Here is a 20,207-nt window from a genome sequence, read left to right as displayed (position 1 = left end):
TTCGCCTATTCCCTTGCTGCTCGTTCGCGGTCCGCTCCCACGCGGGCGGCGAGCCCGGACCATCCTGCCCCACGCCTTGCTCCGCGGGTTCACGCCCCGCCGGTCGAGGCCCGGCGCCGTGTGACCAATGCCTCTCTCGCCACCACACGGTCATCGAAGGGGTGGACCACGCCGCCCACCTCCTGACCGGTCTCATGGCCCTTGCCCGCGACGAGGACGATGTCCCCCGTCCGGGCCTGCTCGATCGCCTCCTGGATCGCGGCTCGCCGGTCGCCGATCTCGACCACTTCCGCGCGGCCGCCGCGGGCACCCTCGAGCATCGCCGCTCGGATGGCCACGGCGTCCTCGCTGCGCGGGTTGTCGTCGGTGACCACGACGACGTCGGCCAGCCGCGCGGCGATCGCACCCATCACGGGACGCTTGCCGCTGTCACGGTCACCGCCCGCGCCGATCACGACCAGGATCCGCCCGTCGGTGAGGGGCCGCAGGGTCCGGATCGCGGCCTCGACGGCGTCGGGCTTGTGGGCATAGTCGACGACGACGGTGAAGTCCTGGCCCGCTTCGATCCGCTCCAGCCGCCCCGGCACGCCGCCGGCCTCGGCGATGCCGTGCGCGACCCTCTCCGCATCCAGACCCGCCTCTGCGGCCGCGGCAATGGCCGCGAGCGTGTTGGTCACGTTGAAGTCGCCCGGCAAGGGCGAGCGCGCCATGACCTCCACTCCGGGGCCGACCACCGTGAAGGTCGAGCCCTGCGGACCGAGCTGGACGTCGACCGCTCGCCAGTCCGCGTCGCCGGTGGTCGAGAAGGTCCGGAGGGGGATGACCGCCTCGGCGGCGAGCCGGCGACCGTGCTCGTCGTCGACGTTCACCAGCCCGCGCGCCGCGCGCTCCGGGGTGAACAGGGACGCCTTGGCTGCGTAGTAGTCGGCCATGTCGCGGTGGAAGTCGAGGTGGTCGCGACCGAGGTTGAGGAAGACGGCGACGTCGAACACCACACCGTCCACCCGACCGAGCACGAGCGCATGACTGGAGACCTCCATGGCGCAGGCGGTCACCTCCTCCTCACGCATCCGCGCGAACAGGGCGTGCAGGTCGGGCGCCTCCGGCGTGGTGAGGGAGGTCTTGACGTCCTCGCCGGCGATCCGGGTGCCGACGGTGCCGATGACGCCTGCCCGCACGCCTGCCCGCTGCAGGCCGCCCTCGAGCAGCCGCGTCGTGGTCGTCTTGCCCTGGGTCCCTGTCACGCCGACCATGTGCAGCGCGGTCGCGGGATCGCCGTACACCCGGGCGGCCAGACGGCCGAGCGAGCGACGTGGGTCCGCGGTGATCATGAGCGGTACGTCGGCGAGGAGCGGCGACCCCGTGCGGACCCGATGAGCGCCGACCTCGTCGGTCAGCACGGCGACCGCGCCCGCCTCGAGTGCGTCGGCGACGAAGTCGATGCCGTGCACGCGCGATCCCGGGAGCGCGGCGTAGAGGTCACCGGGGAGGATCCGCTGGGTGCTCAGCGACAGCCCCGTGACCTCGGTCGCGGACTCACCCACGATGTCAGTGCCCTCGGGCAGCAGCGAGGCGAGGTCGCGCAGGGCCGTGCGCAGCGGGCGCTGCGGCCGGGTCGCGGCGACTCCGGCCCGCTCGCCGGCGGGGTCGGTCGGGTGGGGCATCGGACGATCATCCCAGGGGGCGTGCGTGGTCGGTGAAATCGAGGCGCCGTCAGTACCTGAGGCGGCCCGGCCCCCACTGCACAGCCAGGTGAGAGGGCTTCGTGCCGGTCGGCGGCACGCCGTAGCGGGCGAGGAGGCGGGTCATGATCTTGGAGAAGACCGGACCGGCGAGCGAGCCACCGCCCTTGTTGCGCTGCGGGTTCTGGATGGCGACGTACACCGTGAAGCGGGGCTTGTCGGCGGGGGCGAAGCCGGCGAAGGAGACCGTGAGGGACCCGTCGTAGCGACCGTGCACGGCCCGCTGGGCGGTGCCTGTCTTGCCGGCGACGCGGTAGCCGGCCACCTGGGCGCCGGGCGCCGTGCCCGTCGCCGGGTCGACGACCCGCTCCATCATCTGCATCATCTGGGTCGCGGCCTCCGCACTGACGACGCGCTGTTGCGTCGTGCGGTCGGTGCCGACCACCTGGCCGGAGTCGGTCGTCGCCTGGCCCTCGACGATGCTCGGCGAGACACGGACGCCGCCGTTGGCCACCGTGTTGACGGCGGTGATCATCTGCAGCGCGTTGACCGAGAGCGACTGGCCGAAGTCGACGCGGTCCTGGATCTGGTGGTTCCACTGCGAGGCGCTCGGCAGGATGCCCGGCGACTCGCCGGAGAGCCCGGTGCCCGTGCGCTGTCCCAGCCCGAACTTCACGAGGTAGTCGCGCAGCTGCCCGTCGCCGAACTTGTCGGCGGCGAGCACGGTGCCGATGTTGGAGGACTGCGCGACCACGCCGGCCAGCGTCCAGCGCATGGTCGGGTGGTCGAACCAGTCGTGGATGACGCGGTCCTGCCGGTGCAGGGAGTTCGGCACGGTGAGTCGGGTCCGATTGGTCACCTTGCCGGCGTCGATGAGAGCCGACAGCGTCAGCACCTTCTCGACCGACCCCGGCTCGTAGACATCGGAGAGGGCGCGGCTGCCGCGGTCGGACTTCGGTGAGATGGCGGGGTCGTTGGCGTCGAACGTCGGGTAGTCCGAGAGCGCCAGCACCTCTCCGGTCCGGGTGTCCATGGCGATCGCGACACCCGACTCCGCACCCGAGGTCGTCACGGCGTCGGCCAGCGCCCGGTTGGAGTAGTACTGAAGGTCGGCGTCGATGGTGGTCTTGATGTCGTGACCGTCGACGGGGGTCACCGTCGTGCTCTGCCCCAGTGGGATGCGGCTGCCGCCGCCCACCTCGTAGGTCGCCTTGCCGTCCTTGCCGGCGAGCTCGGTGTCGAAGGTGCGCTCGATGCCGCCGAGGGACTCGTCGGTGCCGACGAAGCCGACGATGTTGGCGGCGAGGTCTCCGCCGGGATACTCGCGGATCGGGTCGCGCTGGGTGGTCAACCCCTTGAAGCCCAGGTCAGTGGCCTCCTGGACGGCTTCGGTCGCGAGGGTCGCCGGGATGCGCCGGGCGACGTAGGAGAACCGGCTCCCGCTGGTGCCGCGCAGCTGCTTGAGGGTGGTGAAGTAGTCGATGTCGAGCCTGTTGGCGAGCAGCTTGGCCAGCTCCGGCGCTCTGGTGGACGTCATCGTGGGGTCGGCGACGATCATGAGCCCGTCGACCGAGTCCGCCAGCGGCTGCCCGTTGCGGTCGAGGATGTCCCCTCGGGTGGCGGGGAGCACGACCTGGACCATGTTGGCCTTGCGGGCCGCGGCGGCGTAGGAGTAGGGGTCGAAGCCCTGGAGCTGGACGAGACGCCCCGCGAAGAGCGAGAGCACCATGGCGATGAGCAGGAAGCCCACGCGGAGCCGGAGGTGCGGAGAGCCACGCCCGACATCACGCTTCGTCGCCACTCGCTCTCCCCCTTGGTTGGTCCTGCTCGGCTGTCACCGCTGTGACAGGTGTGACTGGTGATGAATGAAGTGTCGTCGCTCGGCGGTGGATCGCCGGTGTCATCCGGCCCCGCGTGTCGGCAGCCTGGCTCAGTGGAAGGTGGGCTTGGGGACGGGCGGCCACAGCGGCGGGGTGGCGTCGCCGTTGGCAGGAGCCGCCGCGCCACTCACCCTCCCGGTCGCCACGTTGATCATCGCGACGCTCGGGGGGATGACCATGCCCTGCTTCTGGGCCATCTGGGCGACGTGCTGCGGCGCGCGCAGTGTCTGCAGATCGGACTCGAGCGACTCCTGCTGTGCCGCGAGCGTGGTGGCCTGCTTCTCCAGGCGGGCCTCGGTGAAGGCGGCCTGCTGCATCGAGGTGTTGAAGCACAGCAGGCTGATCACGCCGCCGAGGAGGATGAGGCTGACCAGAGTGACGAACGGGAACCGCGACGCTTCGACACGCCGGCGCGGCACGACCGTGAGCCGGGCGCGCTGGAGAGCCGCCGGCTCGAGCCATGCCAGTCGGCGTGAGGTGACCTTCTGTGCTGCGCTGCTGCTCATGACGCTCCCCGGGGCGTTGTCGGGCTCTTCGACGTGGTGGACGGGCGGACTCGTTCGAGGGCGCGCAGCCGGACGGAGGCGGCGCGGGGGTTGAGGGCGATCTCGGCCTCGTCGGCCCGCTCGGCGCCGCGGGTGAGCAGCCGGTGGGTCGGCTCCATCCCCTCCGGCACGAAGGGAAGATCGGGAGGGACGTCGAGCCGGGTGGCGGCCGTGAACGCCTGCTTGGCCAACCGGTCCTCCAGCGAGTGGTAGGACTCCACGACCACGCGCCCGCCCACGCCGACCGCCTCGACAGCGGCGGGGATCGCGCGGCGCAGCACCGCCAGCTCGTCGTTGACCTCCATGCGCAGCGCCTGGAACGTGCGCTTGGCCGGATGGCCTCCGGTCCTGCGGGCCGGGGCCGGGATCACGTCGTAGAGAAGCTCGACCAGCGGTCCGCTGGTGGTCCACGGCGTGGTCTCGCGCCGACGGACGATCGCCGCGGCGATCCTGGAGGCGAACCTCTCCTCGCCGTACTCACGCAGCACGCGCGTGAGGTCGGCGGCGCTGTAGGTGTTGAGCACGTCGGCCGCCGTCGGACCGGTGCTGTCGTCCATCCGCATGTCGAGGGGGGCGTCCTCGGCGTAGGCGAAGCCGCGGTCCCTGACATCGAGCTGCATCGAGGAGACGCCGAGGTCGAAGAGGACGGCGTCGACGCTGCCCAGGCCCAGGTCGGCCATCACCTCGGGAAGCTCGTCGTAGACGGCGTGCACGCCGGTGAAGCGGTCGCCGTACGGCGTCAGCCGCTCTCCCGCCATCGCGAGGGCGTGCTGGTCGCGGTCGATCCCGACGAGCCGGCAGGTGGGGATCCGCGCGAGGACGGCCTCGCTGTGGCCGCCGAGCCCCAGCGTGCAGTCGACCATGACGGCACCGTCATGGTCGAGCGCCGGGGTCAGCAGCTCGACGATGCGGTCGAGGAGGACAGGAACGTGACGCGGTGCGCCGGCGCCTCCCGTGCTGCTCATCTCGACCCCACCTGTGCTTCTCGACCCTGGAAATGCGGTGCGGCTCCGTAGGACCAGGTCTCATGCCCGCTCCGGAGAGCGCGCCGTCTGGAACCGGGGAAGTGCCCCAGAGTGGCGACGATCGTCTGGAACCGGGGAAGGTGCCCCAGATGACCGCGAGCGGGACTGAGACCTCGTCCTGCGGAGCCGCTGTTTGAGTTGTGTCCGGTGCTGCGCGGCCGAGTCCGCGGCTGGTGTGCGTCAGCTCAGTGCGGCCGGGTCCTCATCGAGCTCGGCGAACTTCGCCTGGGCCACGGCCGAGTAGTCACGCCAGCGCTCGGGGTCCCAGATCTCGATCCGGTCCATGACCCCGATGACGACGACGTCCTTGGTGAGGCCGGCATAGGCCCGCAGGATCGGCGAGATGCTGATCCGGCCCTGCTTGTCGGGCACGCCCGGCTCGGCGCCACCGAAGAGGACACGGGCATAGTCGCGCGCGCCTCGTGAGGTCATGGGGGTCTGCTGCGCGCGCTGCGCCTCCGCCATGAAGACGTCCTCGGGCCACACGACCAGGCAGTTCTCCTGACCCTGCGTCACGACGACCCCCTCCGACAACCGATCCCTGAACTTCGCGGGGAGGAAGAGGCGGCCCTTCTCGTCGAGCTTCGGTGTGTAGGTGCCCATGAAGAACACGGGCACCACCCCCTCGGTCCGACCAGGCCGCTCCACATTCGTGGCCTCGTCCTCCACTTTCCACCACCGTACACCACTTTCCCCCACCATCCACCACAGAACGCGGGTTCGCGCGTCGATTTCCCCCTCGACAGCGCGCCGACCCCCTCCACGCGGGCGGCAGAGGGTCGCCGTCGCTCCCCGAGGCGCGACGGTGGAGCGGGAGGTGGGGCGTGGTGGAGCAACGAGGGTCAAAGAAGGTGAGGCGAAGTCCTTGCCGTCCGCCGTACGGTTGGCTCAAGCGCCCCGCGACGTTGCGGACGGCCTGCCGCCGGGAGGACCACACGTGAGTACGCCGACCGCTGACAGCTCAGCGACCCATCGCTCCGTCCCGGGCGCGGACCTTGAGACGGTGATCCGGGTCGCCGGTCGGATCCGTGCGAACATCGAGCGCGTCATCGAGGGCAAGCCCGACGTCGTCTTCTCGACCCTGGTGGTCCTCCTCGCGGAGGGCCACCTGCTGATCGAGGACGTCCCGGGCGTCGGCAAGACCCAGCTGTCCAAGGCGCTCGCCCGCTCCATCGACTGCACGGTGCGCCGCATCCAGTTCACGCCGGACCTGCTGCCGTCAGATGTCACCGGCGTCTCGGTGTTCAACCAGAACACGCGGGAGTTCGAGTTCAGGCCGGGCGGCGTCTTCGCCAACATCGTGGTCGGCGACGAGATCAACCGCGCGTCGCCGAAGACGCAGTCCGCGCTCCTGGAGTGCATGGAGGAGCGGCAGGTGACGGTGGACAACACCACCTACCAGCTCGACTCGCCGTTCATGGTGATCGCGACCCAGAACCCGGTCGAGATGGAGGGCACCTACGCCCTGCCCGAGGCTCAGCGCGACCGCTTCATGGCCCGGGTCTCGATCGGCTATCCGGTGCCGGCGGCCGAGATCGCCATGCTCGCCTCCCACACCCGGGTCAACCCGCTCGACGATCTCGAGGCGGTCACCGACGCCAGTGAGATCCGCAAGCTGATCGGCATCGTCGGCCAGGTCCACGTCTCCGACGCCGTCCAGCGCTACGCCGTCGCCCTGACCTCGGCGACACGGTCCAACGACGAGCTGAGCCTCGGCGCCTCGCCGCGTGCGACGCTCCACCTCGTGCGGGCTGCGAAGGCGAGCGCCGCGCTGCACGGCCGCGACTACGTGCTTCCCGACGACGTCTCGTCGCTGGCGACGCCGGTCCTGGCTCACCGGCTGCTGCCGACCGTCGAGGCGACGATGACCGGCCGGTCGCCGGCCTCGCTGCTCGACGCCGTCGTGGCGAGTGTTCCCGTCCCGGCCGGGACCTGAGGGGTGAGACGAGGTGTGGCACCGTGCGTGAGGCGCTGTCTGGGCTGACGTTGCGCGGCCGGGCCTTCCTGGCCGCGGGCATCAGCGCCGTCGTCTGCGCGGTTCTGCTCGGGCAGTCCACGCTGGTCCGGGTCGGGGTGCTGCTCGTCGCGCTCCCCCTCGTCACGGCGTACGCCGTCGGCCGGGCGCGCTACAAGCTCTCGCTCGTCCGGACCCTGAGCCCTCAGGTCGTGCCCGCGGGGCAACCCGCTCGGGTGCGCCTGGCGCTGCGCAACGACGGTCGCATGCCGACGGGTGCGCTGCGCATCGAGGAGCAGGTGCCGTATGCCCTCGGGAGCCGTCCTCGCTTCGTCCTCGAGGGCATCGAGCACGGCTGGCGCGGCAGCGTCGAGTATCCGGTCCGCGCGGAGACCCGGGGCCGCTACGAGCTCGGGCCCATGACGGTCCGCGTCGGCGACCCGTTCGGGCTCGTGGAGCTCGCCCGCGCGTTCCGCACGACGACTCCCCTCGTCGTCACTCCCCGCACGGTGCCGCTCCCCGCGATCCCCCTGACCGGCTCGATCACCGGATCGGGCGACCAGCGCCCGCGGGCCTTCGCGGGCGGCAGCGCCGAGGACGTCACCGTCCGGGAGTATCGCCGCGGTGACGACCTGCGGCGGGTCCACTGGCGCAGCTCGGCGCGGATCGGCGAGCTCATGGTGCGGCGCGAGGAGCAGCCGTGGCAGACCCGCGCCACCGTGTTCCTGGACAACCGCGCGGGCGCGCACCGGGGCGAGGGGCTGAACTCCTCCCTGGAGACCGCCGTGAGCGTCGCCGCCTCGATCGCCCTCCATCTGGGTGCCCGCGGCTACACGGTCCGTCTGGTGACCGCCACCGGTGAGGATCCGGCCACCTCCTGGCAGCACGACGACACCGAGATCACGGCCGGCCGACTGCTCGAGGCGCTCGCGATGGTCGAGGCGCACCCGAACACCACGATCGACACGAGCTGGTTGCGCGAGCAGGGCGACGGGGCGCTCACCGTCGCGGTGCTCGGTGCGCTGACCGGTCCGGATCTCGCCGTCATGCGACGGATCCAGCACCACGCCGGCGTCTCGCTGGCGGTCGCGCTCGACGTCGACGCCTGGGGAGCCACCCGACTGCCGACCGGCGGTGCGACGATGTGGCTGCTGCAGCAGGGGTGGCGCGCGATCGGCCTGACGCCGGATGAGCGGATCGACCGCGCCTGGCAGGAGCTGGGCGCGGTGCGCGGCGCACGGGGGGTGGCGCGTGCGCATCCGTGACACGGCCTGGGCGCCGTTCCTGCAGGCGATCGTCGCCGCCGCCACCGTCTGGGCGACGACGCTCTCGTGGAGCGTCTTCTCTCAGGACCCGCCGTCCTACCTGCGCCCGCTGCTGATGCTCGGTGCCGTCGTCGCCGTGACCGGGTCGGTGGCGCGCTGGGCGCGCCTGCCGTGGTGGCTGGTGCTGCTGGCCGAGCTGATGGTGGGCGGCGCGGTGGTCAGCCTCTACATCACCGGGTCGCCGGTGCCCATCCACGGCGCCTGGGACAACCTGCAGGCCGAGCTCGCCCGAGCGGGCGACGTCGTCAGGTCCCAGCGCCCACCGGTGGTGGTCGCCGGCGGCATCGCCCCGCTCCTCGTCGGCGGCGGACTCCTCTGCTTCGTCATCGTCGACATGCTCGCCTGCACCTTCCACCGCGCCGCGCTGGCCGGGCTTCCGCTGCTGGCGATCTATGCCGTGCCGTTCTCGGTCGTGGAGGGCGGGCTCCCGTGGTGGGGCTTCGCCCTCAGTGCCGCCGGCTTCCTCGCGATGCTGCTGCTCAGCCAGAGCGAGATCGTGGGCCGATGGGGCCGGCGGCTCGACTCCAGCAGAGCGGCCGGGCCGCAGGAGAGCGCTGCCGCCGTCTACGTCGGCAGCCTGGCCACGGTGCTCGCCCTCATCCTGCCGAGCCTGGTGCCGACGCTCGACCTGCACCTGTTCGGCCTGGGCCCGGGCGCCGGCGACGGGGGTCACATCACGGTGACGAACCCGCTCGTCGACCTGCGCCGTGACCTGGTCCGCGGGCCGGACGTGCCGGTCATCGAGGTCTCGACGGACGACCCGGCGCCCTCCTATCTGCGGATCGCGGTCCTCAACCGCTTCGGCGACAACGAGTGGACGGCCGGGAACCGGACGGTGCCGGCCAACAACGACGCCGAGGGCCCGCTGCCGAGCCTTCTCGGCGTGGCGACCTGGGTGAAGCGGAGGACATACGACTACCGGGTGCAGATCGGCGATCAGTTCGACTCCCGCTGGCTGCCGACGCAGGCGCCGATCTCGGAGATCCACGCCGCGGGCGACTGGCGCTTCGACACCCGCACGATGGACTTCCTCGCCGGCCCTCACCAGAGCTCGGCCGCCGGCATGAACTACCGGATGACCGCCGTCAGCCTCGACCTCAGCACCGCGGACCTGGTCGACGCGCAGGCCTCCCCCGGCACCGTCGGCACCTCCTACCTCGATCTGCCGAAGGACTTCCCCCAGAGTGCACGGACACTGGCGAAGGAGGTCACCGCGTCGGCCGACGGGGACTTCGCGAAGGCGGTGGCGCTGCAGAACTGGTTCCGCCGGGACGGCGGCTTCATCTACGACGACAGTGTCGCCATCGGCAGCAGCCCGGGTGACCTCGAGAGCTTCCTGTCCACCAGCAACGACGGCCGGCGCGGCTACTGCCAGCAGTTCGCAGCCGCGATGGCGGCGATGGCGCGCGCCCTCAACATCCCGGCACGCGTCGCGATCGGCTTCCTGACCCCGGAGAAGATCGGGCCGACGCGGTACGAGTACAGCACCCATGACATGCACGCCTGGCCTGAGCTGTTCTTCAGCGGCGCCGGCTGGGTGCGCTTCGAGCCGACCCCGGCGATCCGCGTGCCGGACGTCCCGTCCTACACCCGCAACCTCGACACCCAGCGCCCGGATCAGGCGCCGGACCTGACCCCGAGCTCGTCCCAACCGAGCAGGACCGCGTCCAACGCCCAGCGCCCCACTCAGGACCAGCAGTCCGCGTCCGGCTCGACCGTGGGCGCCTCCACCACGTTGTGGCGGTGGGCCGCCGGCCTGGGCGTGGTGGCCGTCGTCGGCGGCCTGCTCGCGCTCCTTCCCTCCCGGATCCGTCGGCGCCGCCGTGCCGAGCGCCTGCAGGCGGCGACTGCTGAGGCGGCCTGGGCAGAGCTCAGGGACACCGTCGTGGATCTCGGGCTGCCGTGGCCCTCCGGTGTGTCCCCGCGCGCCGTCGGCGCGTCCTTGGAGCGCTACGTCCGGGGCGACGACGCCGCGTCGCTCTGGCGGATCGTGGAGGCCGTCGAGGTGGCACGCTACTCACTGCGCTCGCCGCAGTCCGTGGCTCATGACGACCTGCTGGGGGTCACGGCCGCGCTCCGCGCAGCCACGACGGACCGGGCCGTACGCCGGGCCGCGTGGTGGCCGCGCTCGGTGTTCCAGCGGATGCCGTCGGAGTCCGGCTCGCCCGAGCTCGTCGACCAGGTCGGGTAGGGCTGGGTCGCTACCAGCCGGCGTTGCCGTCGCGCCGACGCTGCCAGCGCTGCTCCATGCGGTCCATGAAGGACGCGTGCTGCCGGCGGCTGCGTCCTCGGCGGCCGCCCTCGAAGACGGTGAAGCCGTGGCTCGGGTGGCTCGCGGACGGATGCGCGACCGGCTTGGAGCGCATGGCGGCGACGCCGATGGTCGCCGATCCGAGCATGATGACGAAGCCGACGATGCCGACCACGGGGAGCTGAGTGATGACGCCGGTCATCAGCAAGGCGATCCCGATCACGAAGACCACGCCGGCGAGAATCGCGCGGCGTCGCGCTGCTCGGCGGAACGACGTCCCACGCAGGGTGGACGCGAACTTCGGGTCCTCCTGGAGGAGGGCGCGCTCCATCTGTTCCAGCAGCCGCAGCTCCTCTTCCGAGAGTGGCACCGGTCCTCCCGCTGGTCCGACGGCGGTTGAGCCGCCGCGTTGATCTCCTGCCACCAGTCTAGGCAGGGTGTAGTCCTCACGGTACCCAGGAGGCGAAAAAACGCATCCCCCGAAACGTGCGGTGTGTGGTCGTCTCCGGATGTCCGGGAGGTGAGGCTAGGGCCGGATCGCGAGCAGGTGGAGCTGAGCGGCCAGCGGCAGGAAGTCGGGTCGCTGTGCCACGGCCGCCTCCAGCTCGGCGAGCGCCGCCGGAGCACCGGGCTCGAGATCGAGCAGCGAGCCCGGGACGAGGTCGGCGAAGACGCGCACGCCGTGCACCGACTCGACCGTGAACCCGGCTCGGGCCACCAGCTCCGCAGCCTCGGACGCTGTGAACCGCCTGCCCGCGCGACCGGACGGCAGCGTGTCGTCCAGGAGGGCCAGGGCCTGGGCGAAGTGGCCCGCCATAGCGCGCGCCACGACGGTCGCGTTGCGCTGTGCGACGAGCAGGCTGAGCCGCCCACCCGGGCGCAGCACGTCGACGAGCGTCGCGAGGGCCGCAGCAGGGTCGTCGACGACCTCGAGCACTCCATGGCAGAGCACGACGTCGACCGACCCCGGCTCGACTCCGAGGGTGGCGAGGTCGCCTTGGCGACCCTCGACCTCGACGCCGACCTCGCGCGCGCGTCGGGCCAATGATGCGAGGGCGTCGGGACTGGGGTCGACGACCGTGACTCGATGTCCCATCTCGGCGACGCGGACCGCGAACCCGCCCGTGCCGCCGCCGATGTCGAGAACGTCGAGCGGCGCCGTGTCGAGGACCGGCTCGAGCGTGTCCCACACGACGGCCGTCCGGGCACTTCCCCGGCGTTCGCTGACGGTCATGACACCAGCCTAATGGCCGGTCCCGTGGGCGGATCAGCTCACGCGCCGACCCTGCTGCTCGCCGAGATGCGGCACCAGCTCGGCATGGGGAACCAGCCCGAGCGCCTGCTCGACGACCGCGAGGAACCGGTCGACGTCGGCGACGAGCTGGTCCGCCTCGGCGCGCGTGACCGCCCGGGCCGAGCCGGCCTCGGCCGCGGCACGCTTCGCTGCACCCGCGGAGAAGAAGGCCGCCCAGTGGGCGAGCTCAGGAGCGACCTCGCTCAAGAGGATCCACGCGTTGCGCTGCGGCCTCCGCCTGCCGGCCAGGACCGGAACCGTGCGGGCGGCCAGCAGCGCGGCCGCTGCTTGCAGCGCGGCGACGTGAGCGGTGGCGTAGCGAGTCGTGACGTCGTCCGCCTCGATCGCCTCGGCCAGCGACGACGCCGAGCGCATGAGGTAGGCGTGCGTCGTCGCGGGCAGGAACGCCGGCACCGTCCCTGCCGCCTCGGTCCTCACCTGGGTCATCGCCTTCTCCTCTCGTGGTCCGGCGGAGGCGAGGGTCGAGGTCGCCTCCGCCGGACCTGATCGAACATGTGTTCGATATCCCTGACGGTAGCGCCCGGCGGCGACCCGGTCAAGGCCGTCGGTCAGGCACGCAGGGAGTCAAGCAGGGACCACCGACAACGAGGAGCGACGCCTGACCCGAGGGTCCTCCGGGCGCCATGCGTCCACAGGGTCTCAGCGCGCGTGCGAGAGGGGCTCTGCCTCAGGGTCGGCGTGGATGTAGGCAGTCGTGTCCGGATGCCACAGCGGCACCATGACCGCCGCCGAGAGCGCGAGACCGAGCACGGTGCACACGTCGAAGGTGACCGGCTGGCCGACCCTCAGGCCGGCGATCCCGGCCACGCCCGAGAAGAAGAGCAGCACGGTGATCCCGAGACGAGCCCACTCGAACCCGTTGCTGAGGAACACACCCAGCACCGCGACGAGACCGGCGAGGACGACGTACAGCGTGATGGCGACGGGGATGACGTGCGGCGGCTGAACCGACCCCTCCTTCACCGCATCGAGGCCCCGCTTCTCGAGGATCTCGCGCACGGCCGGGTTGCCCTGGGCCCAGGAGCGGATGAGGTCGTCTCGCAGGACGACGATCAGCACCACGGTCACCGCCCCCAGCAGCACGAGTGCCGCCAGCAGCTGCAGGGCCAGGGTCAGCGACGCCGGTCGCTCGTCCACTCATCCACTCCGTATCGCTCGTCGTCCGCACCTCGGTCTGGTCGCTAGGGTCGGCGCATGACGTCCGACGTGACCGAGCACCCGTCCGTGGTCCGCTTCCGCGAGGAGCATGCGAAGCGCGGCGGCGCGGGTGACATCGTCATTCTGCCCGACTCGGTGCACACGGCCGCACTGGCCGCCGCCACGCTCGGCTGCGAGGTCGGTGCGATCGCCAACAGCCTGCTCTTCGACGCCGCCGGCGCCCCGGTCCTGGTCCTCACCTCCGGCGCCCATCGCGTGGACACGTCTGCGACCGCAACCAGGATCGGCGTCGAGCGGCTCAAGCGCGCGTCGCCCGAGTTCGTCCGCGAGCACACCGGTCAGGTCATCGGCGGGGTCTCCCCGATCGGCCACCCAGCGCCGATCCCGACCTACGTCGACACCTGGCTCCAACGCCACCCGGTGGTCTGGGCGGCGGCCGGCCACCCCGCGACCGTGTTCTCGTCGACGTACGACGAGCTGCTCGCCCTCACCGACGGCACCGCGATCGAGGTGGACTGAGGGGCGACAGGACGCCGCGCGACATGCCCTAAGGTTGCCGCCCGTGGCACGGGTCGTGGTGATCGGCGGCGGGTTCGGCGGCCTGGCCTCGGCCGCCCGGCTCGCCAAGCTCGGCCATGAGGTGACCCTGCTCGAGGCGCAGCCGGCGCTCGGCGGAGCGCTGCAGCCGGTCGAGCAGGACGGCTACTCCTGGGACGCCAGTGCGACGACGACGCTGCTGCCCGCCGTCGTGCGAGACCTGTTCCGCAAGTCGGGGCGTCCGCTCGAGCGGGAGCTCGAGCTGGAGCCGGTCGGGGTGATCCGCGAGCACCGGTTCGCCGACCGGACCGCGGTGCAGGTCCCCGGCGGCTCGCGAGCCGCACAGCTCGCGGCGTTCGACCGGCTCCGCGGCAGGCGTGGCACCCCGCTCGGCCAGGCGTGGGTCGACCACGTCGCCGTCTATGGCGACGTCTGGGAGCTGATGCGCCGCCATGTCTTCGAGGCACGCACCTCCGCTCCTCCACCGTCGGTCACCACCTTGCTCCGCAGCCGCGAGTCCCTCCACCGCCGGCTGCGGCGCGCCCTGCCCGACGAACGGGTTCGGCTGGTCGCCGCGCACCCCTTCCTGGCTGCCGGGCACGACCCGCGCGACGTGCCGGCGTGGGCGGGGCTGACCAGCTACCTCGAGCAGCGGTTCGGCGCCTGGCGGCCGGTGGGCGGCATGGGGGCCCTGGCCAGCGCCCTCGCCGGGCGCTTGGCGACGCGTCGCGTCGACGTGCGCACGTCCACCACCGTCACGGACCTGGTCGTGCGAGCAGACCGAGTGGTCGCCGTGCGGACGCCCACGGCGGAGATCGACGCCGACGCGGTGGTCGTGGCGATCGACCCTCGACGTCTCCCCGCCCTCGCGAGGCACGTCGCGCGCTGCATGCCCGCCCTCCCACCGTCGGTCGTCCACCTCGGCCTGACCGGACCCGTGCCCGAGCTCCCCGTCGAGCTGGTCCTGCACGGCGACCCGACCCTCACGGTGCGGACGGGCGGTCGAGCACCGGAGGGCTCCCATGCCTGGACGGTGCACGTGCGTGGTCGTCTTCAGGAGGATGTCCTGCTCGCCTTGGCGCGGCACGGGATCGACGTGCGGAGCCAGGTCGAGACGCGTCTCGACCTCTCACCGCGACAGTTGGTGGAACGCTGGCACGGCTCACCTCTCGGCACGGCGTGGCGCGGCCGTTCCACCCCACGGCTCGGCCCGACCACGCCGATCGCGGGCGTCTATGCCGCGGGCGCACACGCGGTCGCCGGGGACGGCCTGCCGTTCGTCGGGCTGTCGGCCACCCTGGTCGCCCAGGAGCTCGCGCCTCCGGGCGACACGTCGGTCAGACGGTGAGGTTGAGCCGGGCGAAGATCTCCAGCGTCGCCTTCGACCGGTTCAGGGTGTAGAAGTGCAGGCCGGGGGCGCCTCCATCGAGCAACGCCTCGCAGAGCTCGGCAGCGATCGCGATGCCCTCGGCGCGCACGGCCGCAGCGTCGCCGGCTCGCGCCTCGATGCGTCGCACGACCTCGTCGGGGACCGACGTGCCGATCAGCTCGCCCTGTCGCTGGATCGCGGAGAGGTTGAGGATGGGCATGATGCCGGGGAGGATCGGCAGGTCCACCCCGCGGGCGCGCACCCGGTCGACGAGACCGAAGTAGTCCTCGGCGCGGAAGAACATCTGGGTGACCGCGAAGGAGGCACCTGCCCGGGCCTTGGCGACCAGCACGTCAGCGTCCGCGTCCAGGGAGGCCGCCGACGGATGACCCTCGGGGAACGCCGCGACGCCGATGTCGAAGCTGCCGCGACCGCGGACCAGCTCGACCAGCTGGCTCGCGTAGGTGAAGCCTCCCTCGGTGGGCACCCAGTCAGCGCGAGGACCCTCGCTCGGGTCGCCGCGCAGGGCCATCACGTTGCGGACCCCTGCTGCGGCGTACAGGTCCAGGATCGCCTCGATCTCCGCCACGGTGTGCCCGACACAGGTCAGGTGTGCCATCGGCACGAGCGAGGTCTCACGCGCGATGCGGGCGGTGATCCTCGCCGTCTTGTCGCGGGTGGTCCCGCCCGCGCCGTAGGTGACGGAGACGAACGTCGGCCGATACGGCTCCAGCGCCTCGATCGCCGCCCACAGCTGGTCCTCGCCGGCCTCGTCCTTGGGCGGGAAGAACTCGAACGAGAACGAGCGGCCGCCCTCACGGATCAGCCGTCCGATGTGCTGCGGGTCGCCCTCGATCATGGGCGTCATCTTAAAGAGCCGAACCCAGGGAGCCCGGCATCGTCCACCCCTCAGATCATCTGAACCGGTGATCTATAGGGTCGACCTCCGTGACGCAGACCTGGGACGGCGACCGCTTCCGAACGCGTGTGCAGGAGGCCATCGACGCCTTCCTGGCGCGGCAGGGGGCGCTGCTCGAGCCGCTCGGCAGTGACGCGGCACGGCTGCTCGATCAGGCGCGGGTCACCGTCGCCGGCGGCAAGCGTCTCCGCGCGGCGTTCTGCTACTGGGGCCATCGCGCGTTCGCCCCTGCCGAGGCCGGCGCCGTCGAGGGACCCGAGGAGGACGCCCTCGTCCGCGCCTGCGCCTCCCTGGAGCTCCTGCACGCCTCCGCGCTCGTCCACGACGACTACATGGACGCCTCGGACACGCGCCGGGGCCGGCCGGCGACGCACCGTGCCCTCGAGGCCGAGCACCGCACGGAGGGCTGGCGAGGCGCTCCGGAGCAGTACGGCGCCGCCGCCGCGATCCTGCTCGGCGACCTGCTCCTGGCCTGGGCCGACGAGATGCTGCGACGCTCGGGGTTCGGCCTCGAGCGCGTCGTGCCGGCGCTCGAGGTCTTCGACCTGTGCCGCACCGAGGTGATCGCCGGCCAGTTCCTCGACGTCTCGGTGCAGGCCCGAGGTCGAGCCGACGTCGACACCGCCATGACGGTGCTGCGCTACAAGTCGGCGAAGTACTCCATCGAGCGGCCCCTCCACATCGGCGCCGCCCTGGCGGGCGCGGCGGCACCGGACCTGGCCGCGCTGAGCTCGTTCGGGCTGCCGCTCGGCGAGGCGTTCCAGCTCCGCGACGACCTCCTGGGCGTGTTCGGCGATCCCGACGAGACGGGCAAGCCGGCCGGCGACGACCTGGTCGAGGGCAAGCGGACCGTGCTCGTTGCGCTCGCCCTCGATGCGGCCTCCCCCGCGGATGCGGCCGTCCTCGACGGCGCCCTCGGGCAGGCGCTGACCTCCACCCAGGTCGACGAGCTGCGCCGGATCATCGACGCCTCCGGCGCCCGCGAGCAGGTGGAGGCGGCGATCGCAGGCCTGACCCGGTCGGCCGTCGACGCGCTGGAGCGCGCCGACGTCGATGAGCGTGCGCGCGCGGTCCTGCTCGACTTGGCCCGCGCCGCGACCCAGCGGCGCGTGTGAGTCGCGACTGAGGCCGTGGCCGAGTCGCAGCAGCGGCGGCGCAGCTGGCGAGCGGTCAGTCGAGCGACGGCACGTCGATCTGCGGGCCCTCGCCGCGCAGGAGGACGGCGAGCTGCGCCTGGGCGGCGCGATCGGCGAAGAGACCTGTCACCTCGTCGAAGGTGTCCCGGTCCGCGCGCGCGAGCGGGCCCCACTCGTCCCACAGCAGCAGGAAGGGGCCGTCGACGTCGCGCAGGACGTCGCGCATGGCGTCGATGCTCGGCTCGGCCTGGTCAGGTGCACCCACCGCCGGACCGAGCCTGCTCATGAGCGTCACCTTGTCCTCGACCCCGACGCCGTCCACGCGAGCGAAGCGCCAGCCCGCATGCTCCACGGTGTGGCGGACGTCGGCGGCGCCGAACGCCGCGTGCCAGCGGTAGACGCCCGGAGCGTGGTGACCGGCCAGGATGCCTGCCAGCCCGCTCATCGGCTGCCGTTCCTTCGAACCATCTTCATCGCCTGACTCCTCTCGAAGTGCGCGTCGCGACCGGCGGCTCGGCCGTGCTCGACGCCCGTCACCTCCAGATGATCCGCCGTGAGCGGCGATCGCGCGACCCTCAGAAGGCCATCGCCTGCGCGCGGCGCTTGGCCTCGGCGCCGCGGTTCTCCCGAAGGGCGTCGATCGGACGGCCCGGGAGGCCGGCGTCGAGGTAGAGCCACGCGATGCACTCGCGGTCGTCGTACCCGCCGTCGTGCAGCACCGTGAGCAGGCCCGGCAGGCCCTTGACCGGCTCGCCGTCGACGATGAAGTCAGCCGGGACGCGCTGACCGGCGCCCTTGGTCCCCGGGTTCGGGACCGCGGCGGCGAGCTGGTGCTCGCGGATCATCGTGCGCACCTTGCCGACGGTCACCCCGAGCCGCTTCGCAGCCTCGGCCCAGTCGATCCAGTCCGTCACGAGCTGGGACAGGTCATGGTCGGCGAGTCGCAGCGGAGCGTCCATGGCGTCGATCCTAGGCGGCCCCTCCGGGCGAGTCGCACGTGAGGACCGAAGCGTTGGCTCCGTACGATGGCCCCATCCGGTCCCTTCCCCGACCGGTAGCAGGAGGGTCGACATGCAGTCTGACCGGCGTGGGCAGGGCCGTGCCGGCGCTGACGCGCGCGTCGACCACGACCCTCTGCTCGGGCGCGTCCTCGACGGGCGCTACCGGCTCGTCTCCCGCGTCGCGCGTGGCGGCATGGCGGGCGTCTACGAGGCCGTGGACCTCCGGCTCGACCGCACGGTCGCCGTGAAGGTCATGCACAGCGGCATGGGTGGCGGCCCGGCCGGGGATGCGGCGTACGCCGCCCGCTTCGTGCGCGAGGCTCGCGCGGCGGCCCGCCTGTCCCACCCGAATGTCGTGTCCGTCTACGACCAGGGCGAGGACGACGGCTCGCCCTACCTCGTCATGGAGATGGTGTCGGGTCACACCCTGCGCGACACCATCACGGCGCAGAGCCCGATGGCGCCGCAACGCGCCGTGGCGGTCCTCGAGCCCGTGCTCGCCGCCCTGTCGGCGGCTCACCGCGCCGGTCTGGTGCACCGCGACGTCAAGCCGGAGAACGTCCTCATCTCCGACGAGGGCGCGATCAAGGTCGCTGACTTCGGCCTGGCCAGAGCGGTCACCGCCGACACCCAGCACACCTCGACGGGTGTGCTGATCGGCACGGTGTCCTACGTCGCGCCCGAGATCGTCACCGAAGGGCAGGCCGACGCGCGGGCTGACGTCTATGCGGCCGGCATCCTGCTCTACGAGCTCCTCACCGGGCGCAAGCCGCACGAGGGCGAGACGCCCATCCAGGTCGCCTACAAGCACGTCCACGAGGACGTCGCCCCGCCCTCGCGGCTGGTGCCAGGCCTCCCGGCATACGTCGACGCGCTGGTCGCCCGCGCCACGGCCCGCGATCCGGGACTGCGGCCCGCCGACGCCAGCGTGATGCTGCGTCAGCTCCAGCGGGTCCGAGCGGCTCTGGCCGCCGGCACCATGGAGGACGGCGAGCTGACGGCTGACCTCTCCCTGCCCACGCGGGTGAGCCCGGACACCACGCCCCAGCGGTGGGACGAGCCCGACCACACGCGGACCGTCTCCCGCGCCGTCCCGGCTGCCGGCCTGGCGGGCTCCGGGGCCTCGGCCGCCTCGCGCCTCCCGGTTCGCGTCGACGAGCCGCGGCCTCGCCGACGCCGCGGCCCGCTCGTCGTGCTGCTCGCCGTGCTCCTCGTCGCCGCGCTGGGTGCCGGCGCCTGGTGGTTCGGCTTCGCTCGCTACACCGCGACGCCCGGCGTGTTGGGCCTCACCCAGCAGGCAGCAACGGCGCGCCTGGAGAGCGCCGGGCTGGACGTCAGGGTCACCGCGCCGGCCTACTCCGACACCGTCAAGGCCGGCCTCGTCATGAAGACCGATCCCGCGGCGGGCAGCCGCGTCCTCGACGGCGGCACGGTGACGATCACGGTGTCGAAGGGCATCGAGCAATATCAGCTGCCCAACCTGGCCGGCAAGACGCTCGACCAGGCCCAGGACGCCCTGCTGGCGATCAAGATGAGCTACGGCAAGGCTGTCGAGCGGTGGTCCGACACCGTGCCGGACGGTCAGGTGATCCGCACGGACCCCGCCGCGGGCGCCACCCTGCGGCCGGGCACCCCCGTCGACGTGTGGGTCAGCAAGGGCCGCCAGCCGATCAAGATCGCCGACTGGACCGGGAAGCCGGCCAACGCCGCCACGCGGGCGCTCGAGCAGACCGGGCTGAAGGTCGAGACCGAGTCCACCTACAGCAACGACGTCGCCAAGGGCGTCGTCATCAGCCAGAGCCCCGACACGGGCACGCTCTACAAGGACGACACCGTCAGCCTCGTCGTGTCGAGGGGTCCGCACCTGATCGAGATCCCCGGCGGGCTCCGCGGGATGGGCGTCGGGGCGGCGACCGACAGGCTGCAGGCGCTGGGGTTCAAGGTGAGGACGGCGAAGACCGACCACTACCTCGGCCTCGGCTTCGTCTGGTCGTCGAACCCCGACAGTCACAACTTGGTGCCCGAGGGCTCGACGATCACGCTCTACCTGGTCTGAGCCGCTCGGCGCCCGGCACCCGGCGCGGCGAGGTGAGGCGATCGGAGGATTCTG

Annotated in this window: 19 protein-coding genes; 7 read left to right on the top strand and 12 right to left on the bottom strand. The window is 72.1% G+C overall.

Annotation, left to right across the window (positions count from 1 at the left end):
* Positions 1-89: 89 nt before the first annotated feature.
* From ACYQ1K_RS06170 to mraZ, 5 genes are all read right to left on the bottom strand, one after another.
* Positions 90-1,664: a UDP-N-acetylmuramoyl-L-alanyl-D-glutamate--2,6-diaminopimelate ligase gene (locus ACYQ1K_RS06170; protein WP_459981945.1), complete on the bottom strand. Its 1,575-nt coding sequence runs from the start codon at positions 1,662-1,664 to the stop codon at positions 90-92.
* A gap of 49 nt (positions 1,665-1,713) precedes the next feature.
* Positions 1,714-3,483, bottom strand: a complete 1,770-nt coding sequence (locus ACYQ1K_RS06165; RefSeq protein ID WP_459981944.1) for a peptidoglycan D,D-transpeptidase FtsI family protein — start codon at positions 3,481-3,483, stop codon at positions 1,714-1,716.
* A 129-nt stretch (positions 3,484-3,612) separates the two neighbouring features.
* Positions 3,613-4,068 carry a cell division protein FtsL gene (gene ftsL / locus ACYQ1K_RS06160; RefSeq protein ID WP_459981943.1) on the bottom strand — a complete coding sequence of 152 codons (456 nt, stop codon included), beginning with the start codon at positions 4,066-4,068 and terminating at the stop codon, positions 3,613-3,615.
* Entirely contained in the window at positions 4,065-5,072 is a 1,008-nt protein-coding gene (gene rsmH, locus ACYQ1K_RS06155) for a 16S rRNA (cytosine(1402)-N(4))-methyltransferase RsmH (RefSeq protein WP_459981942.1), read from the bottom strand. The genes ftsL and rsmH overlap by 4 nt, the downstream gene beginning before the upstream one ends.
* Before the next feature lie 240 nt (positions 5,073-5,312).
* Positions 5,313-5,744 (bottom strand): division/cell wall cluster transcriptional repressor MraZ, encoded by a 432-nt coding sequence (gene mraZ / locus ACYQ1K_RS06150; protein ID WP_459982184.1) that lies wholly within the window; start codon positions 5,742-5,744, stop codon positions 5,313-5,315.
* Positions 5,745-6,069: 325 nt separating this feature from the next.
* On the opposite strand from mraZ, the gene ACYQ1K_RS06145 reads away from it, so the two are divergent.
* The 3 genes from ACYQ1K_RS06145 to ACYQ1K_RS06135 are packed head-to-tail and all read left to right on the top strand — an operon-like array spanning position 6,070 to position 10,602.
* Complete coding sequence (locus ACYQ1K_RS06145; RefSeq protein ID WP_459981941.1) at positions 6,070-7,068, top strand: AAA family ATPase; 999 nt, start codon at positions 6,070-6,072, stop codon at positions 7,066-7,068.
* Between the two features lie 23 nt (positions 7,069-7,091).
* The gene (locus tag ACYQ1K_RS06140; protein WP_459981940.1) at positions 7,092-8,351 is read left to right on the top strand and encodes a DUF58 domain-containing protein; all 1,260 of its coding nucleotides are present in this window, start codon (positions 7,092-7,094) and stop codon (positions 8,349-8,351) included.
* On the top strand, positions 8,338-10,602 hold the full coding sequence (locus tag ACYQ1K_RS06135) for a transglutaminase TgpA family protein (RefSeq protein WP_459981939.1): 2,265 nt from the start codon (positions 8,338-8,340) through the stop codon (positions 10,600-10,602). Before ACYQ1K_RS06140 ends, ACYQ1K_RS06135 begins: the two co-directional genes overlap by 14 nt.
* 10 nt (positions 10,603-10,612) lie before the next feature.
* On the opposite strand, the gene ACYQ1K_RS06130 is transcribed toward ACYQ1K_RS06135, so the two are convergent.
* From ACYQ1K_RS06130 to ACYQ1K_RS06115, 4 genes are all read right to left on the bottom strand, one after another.
* A complete protein-coding gene (locus tag ACYQ1K_RS06130) occupies positions 10,613-11,032 on the bottom strand; it encodes a DUF3040 domain-containing protein (protein WP_459981938.1) in 420 nt (139 codons plus the stop codon).
* Between the two features lie 156 nt (positions 11,033-11,188).
* Positions 11,189-11,896 (bottom strand): class I SAM-dependent methyltransferase, encoded by a 708-nt coding sequence (locus tag ACYQ1K_RS06125; RefSeq protein WP_459981937.1) that lies wholly within the window; start codon positions 11,894-11,896, stop codon positions 11,189-11,191.
* 33 nt (positions 11,897-11,929) lie between these two features.
* Positions 11,930-12,403: an SAV_6107 family HEPN domain-containing protein gene (locus ACYQ1K_RS06120; protein ID WP_459981936.1), complete on the bottom strand. Its 474-nt coding sequence runs from the start codon at positions 12,401-12,403 to the stop codon at positions 11,930-11,932.
* A gap of 213 nt (positions 12,404-12,616) precedes the next feature.
* Positions 12,617-13,114 (bottom strand): hypothetical protein, encoded by a 498-nt coding sequence (locus ACYQ1K_RS06115; protein WP_459981935.1) that lies wholly within the window; start codon positions 13,112-13,114, stop codon positions 12,617-12,619.
* Between the two features lie 57 nt (positions 13,115-13,171).
* Between ACYQ1K_RS06115 and ACYQ1K_RS06110 the strand changes: the two genes are divergently transcribed.
* Complete coding sequence (locus tag ACYQ1K_RS06110; RefSeq protein WP_459981934.1) at positions 13,172-13,654, top strand: YbaK/EbsC family protein; 483 nt, start codon at positions 13,172-13,174, stop codon at positions 13,652-13,654.
* Between the two features lie 43 nt (positions 13,655-13,697).
* Positions 13,698-15,020 carry a phytoene desaturase family protein gene (locus ACYQ1K_RS06105; protein ID WP_459981933.1) on the top strand — a complete coding sequence of 441 codons (1,323 nt, stop codon included), beginning with the start codon at positions 13,698-13,700 and terminating at the stop codon, positions 15,018-15,020.
* Here ACYQ1K_RS06105 and metF read toward each other — a convergent pair.
* Positions 15,010-15,909, bottom strand: a complete 900-nt coding sequence (metF, locus tag ACYQ1K_RS06100) for a methylenetetrahydrofolate reductase [NAD(P)H] (RefSeq protein ID WP_459981932.1) — start codon at positions 15,907-15,909, stop codon at positions 15,010-15,012. The two genes, ACYQ1K_RS06105 and metF, sit on opposite strands and share 11 nt — an antisense overlap.
* A gap of 80 nt (positions 15,910-15,989) precedes the next feature.
* Here metF and ACYQ1K_RS06095 point away from each other — a divergent pair, with 80 nt between their 5' ends.
* Positions 15,990-17,075 carry a polyprenyl synthetase family protein gene (locus ACYQ1K_RS06095; protein ID WP_459981931.1) on the top strand — a complete coding sequence of 362 codons (1,086 nt, stop codon included), beginning with the start codon at positions 15,990-15,992 and terminating at the stop codon, positions 17,073-17,075.
* Positions 17,076-17,130: 55 nt separating this feature from the next.
* Here ACYQ1K_RS06095 and ACYQ1K_RS06090 read toward each other — a convergent pair whose 3' ends face one another.
* Positions 17,131-17,541: a barstar family protein gene (locus ACYQ1K_RS06090; protein ID WP_459981930.1), complete on the bottom strand. Its 411-nt coding sequence runs from the start codon at positions 17,539-17,541 to the stop codon at positions 17,131-17,133.
* A gap of 130 nt (positions 17,542-17,671) precedes the next feature.
* On the bottom strand, positions 17,672-18,055 hold the full coding sequence (locus ACYQ1K_RS06085) for an Rv2175c family DNA-binding protein (protein WP_459981929.1): 384 nt from the start codon (positions 18,053-18,055) through the stop codon (positions 17,672-17,674).
* 112 nt (positions 18,056-18,167) lie between these two features.
* On the opposite strand from ACYQ1K_RS06085, the gene pknB reads away from it, so the two are divergent.
* Complete coding sequence (pknB, locus tag ACYQ1K_RS06080; protein ID WP_459981928.1) at positions 18,168-20,153, top strand: Stk1 family PASTA domain-containing Ser/Thr kinase; 1,986 nt, start codon at positions 18,168-18,170, stop codon at positions 20,151-20,153.
* The last annotated feature ends 54 nt before the right edge of the window (positions 20,154-20,207 follow it).

The sequence above is a fragment of the Nocardioides sp. AN3 genome (genome assembly GCF_054653495.1).
Note: the sequence above shows the minus strand (reverse complement) of the source record. Positions and strands in the feature narration are given on the sequence as shown.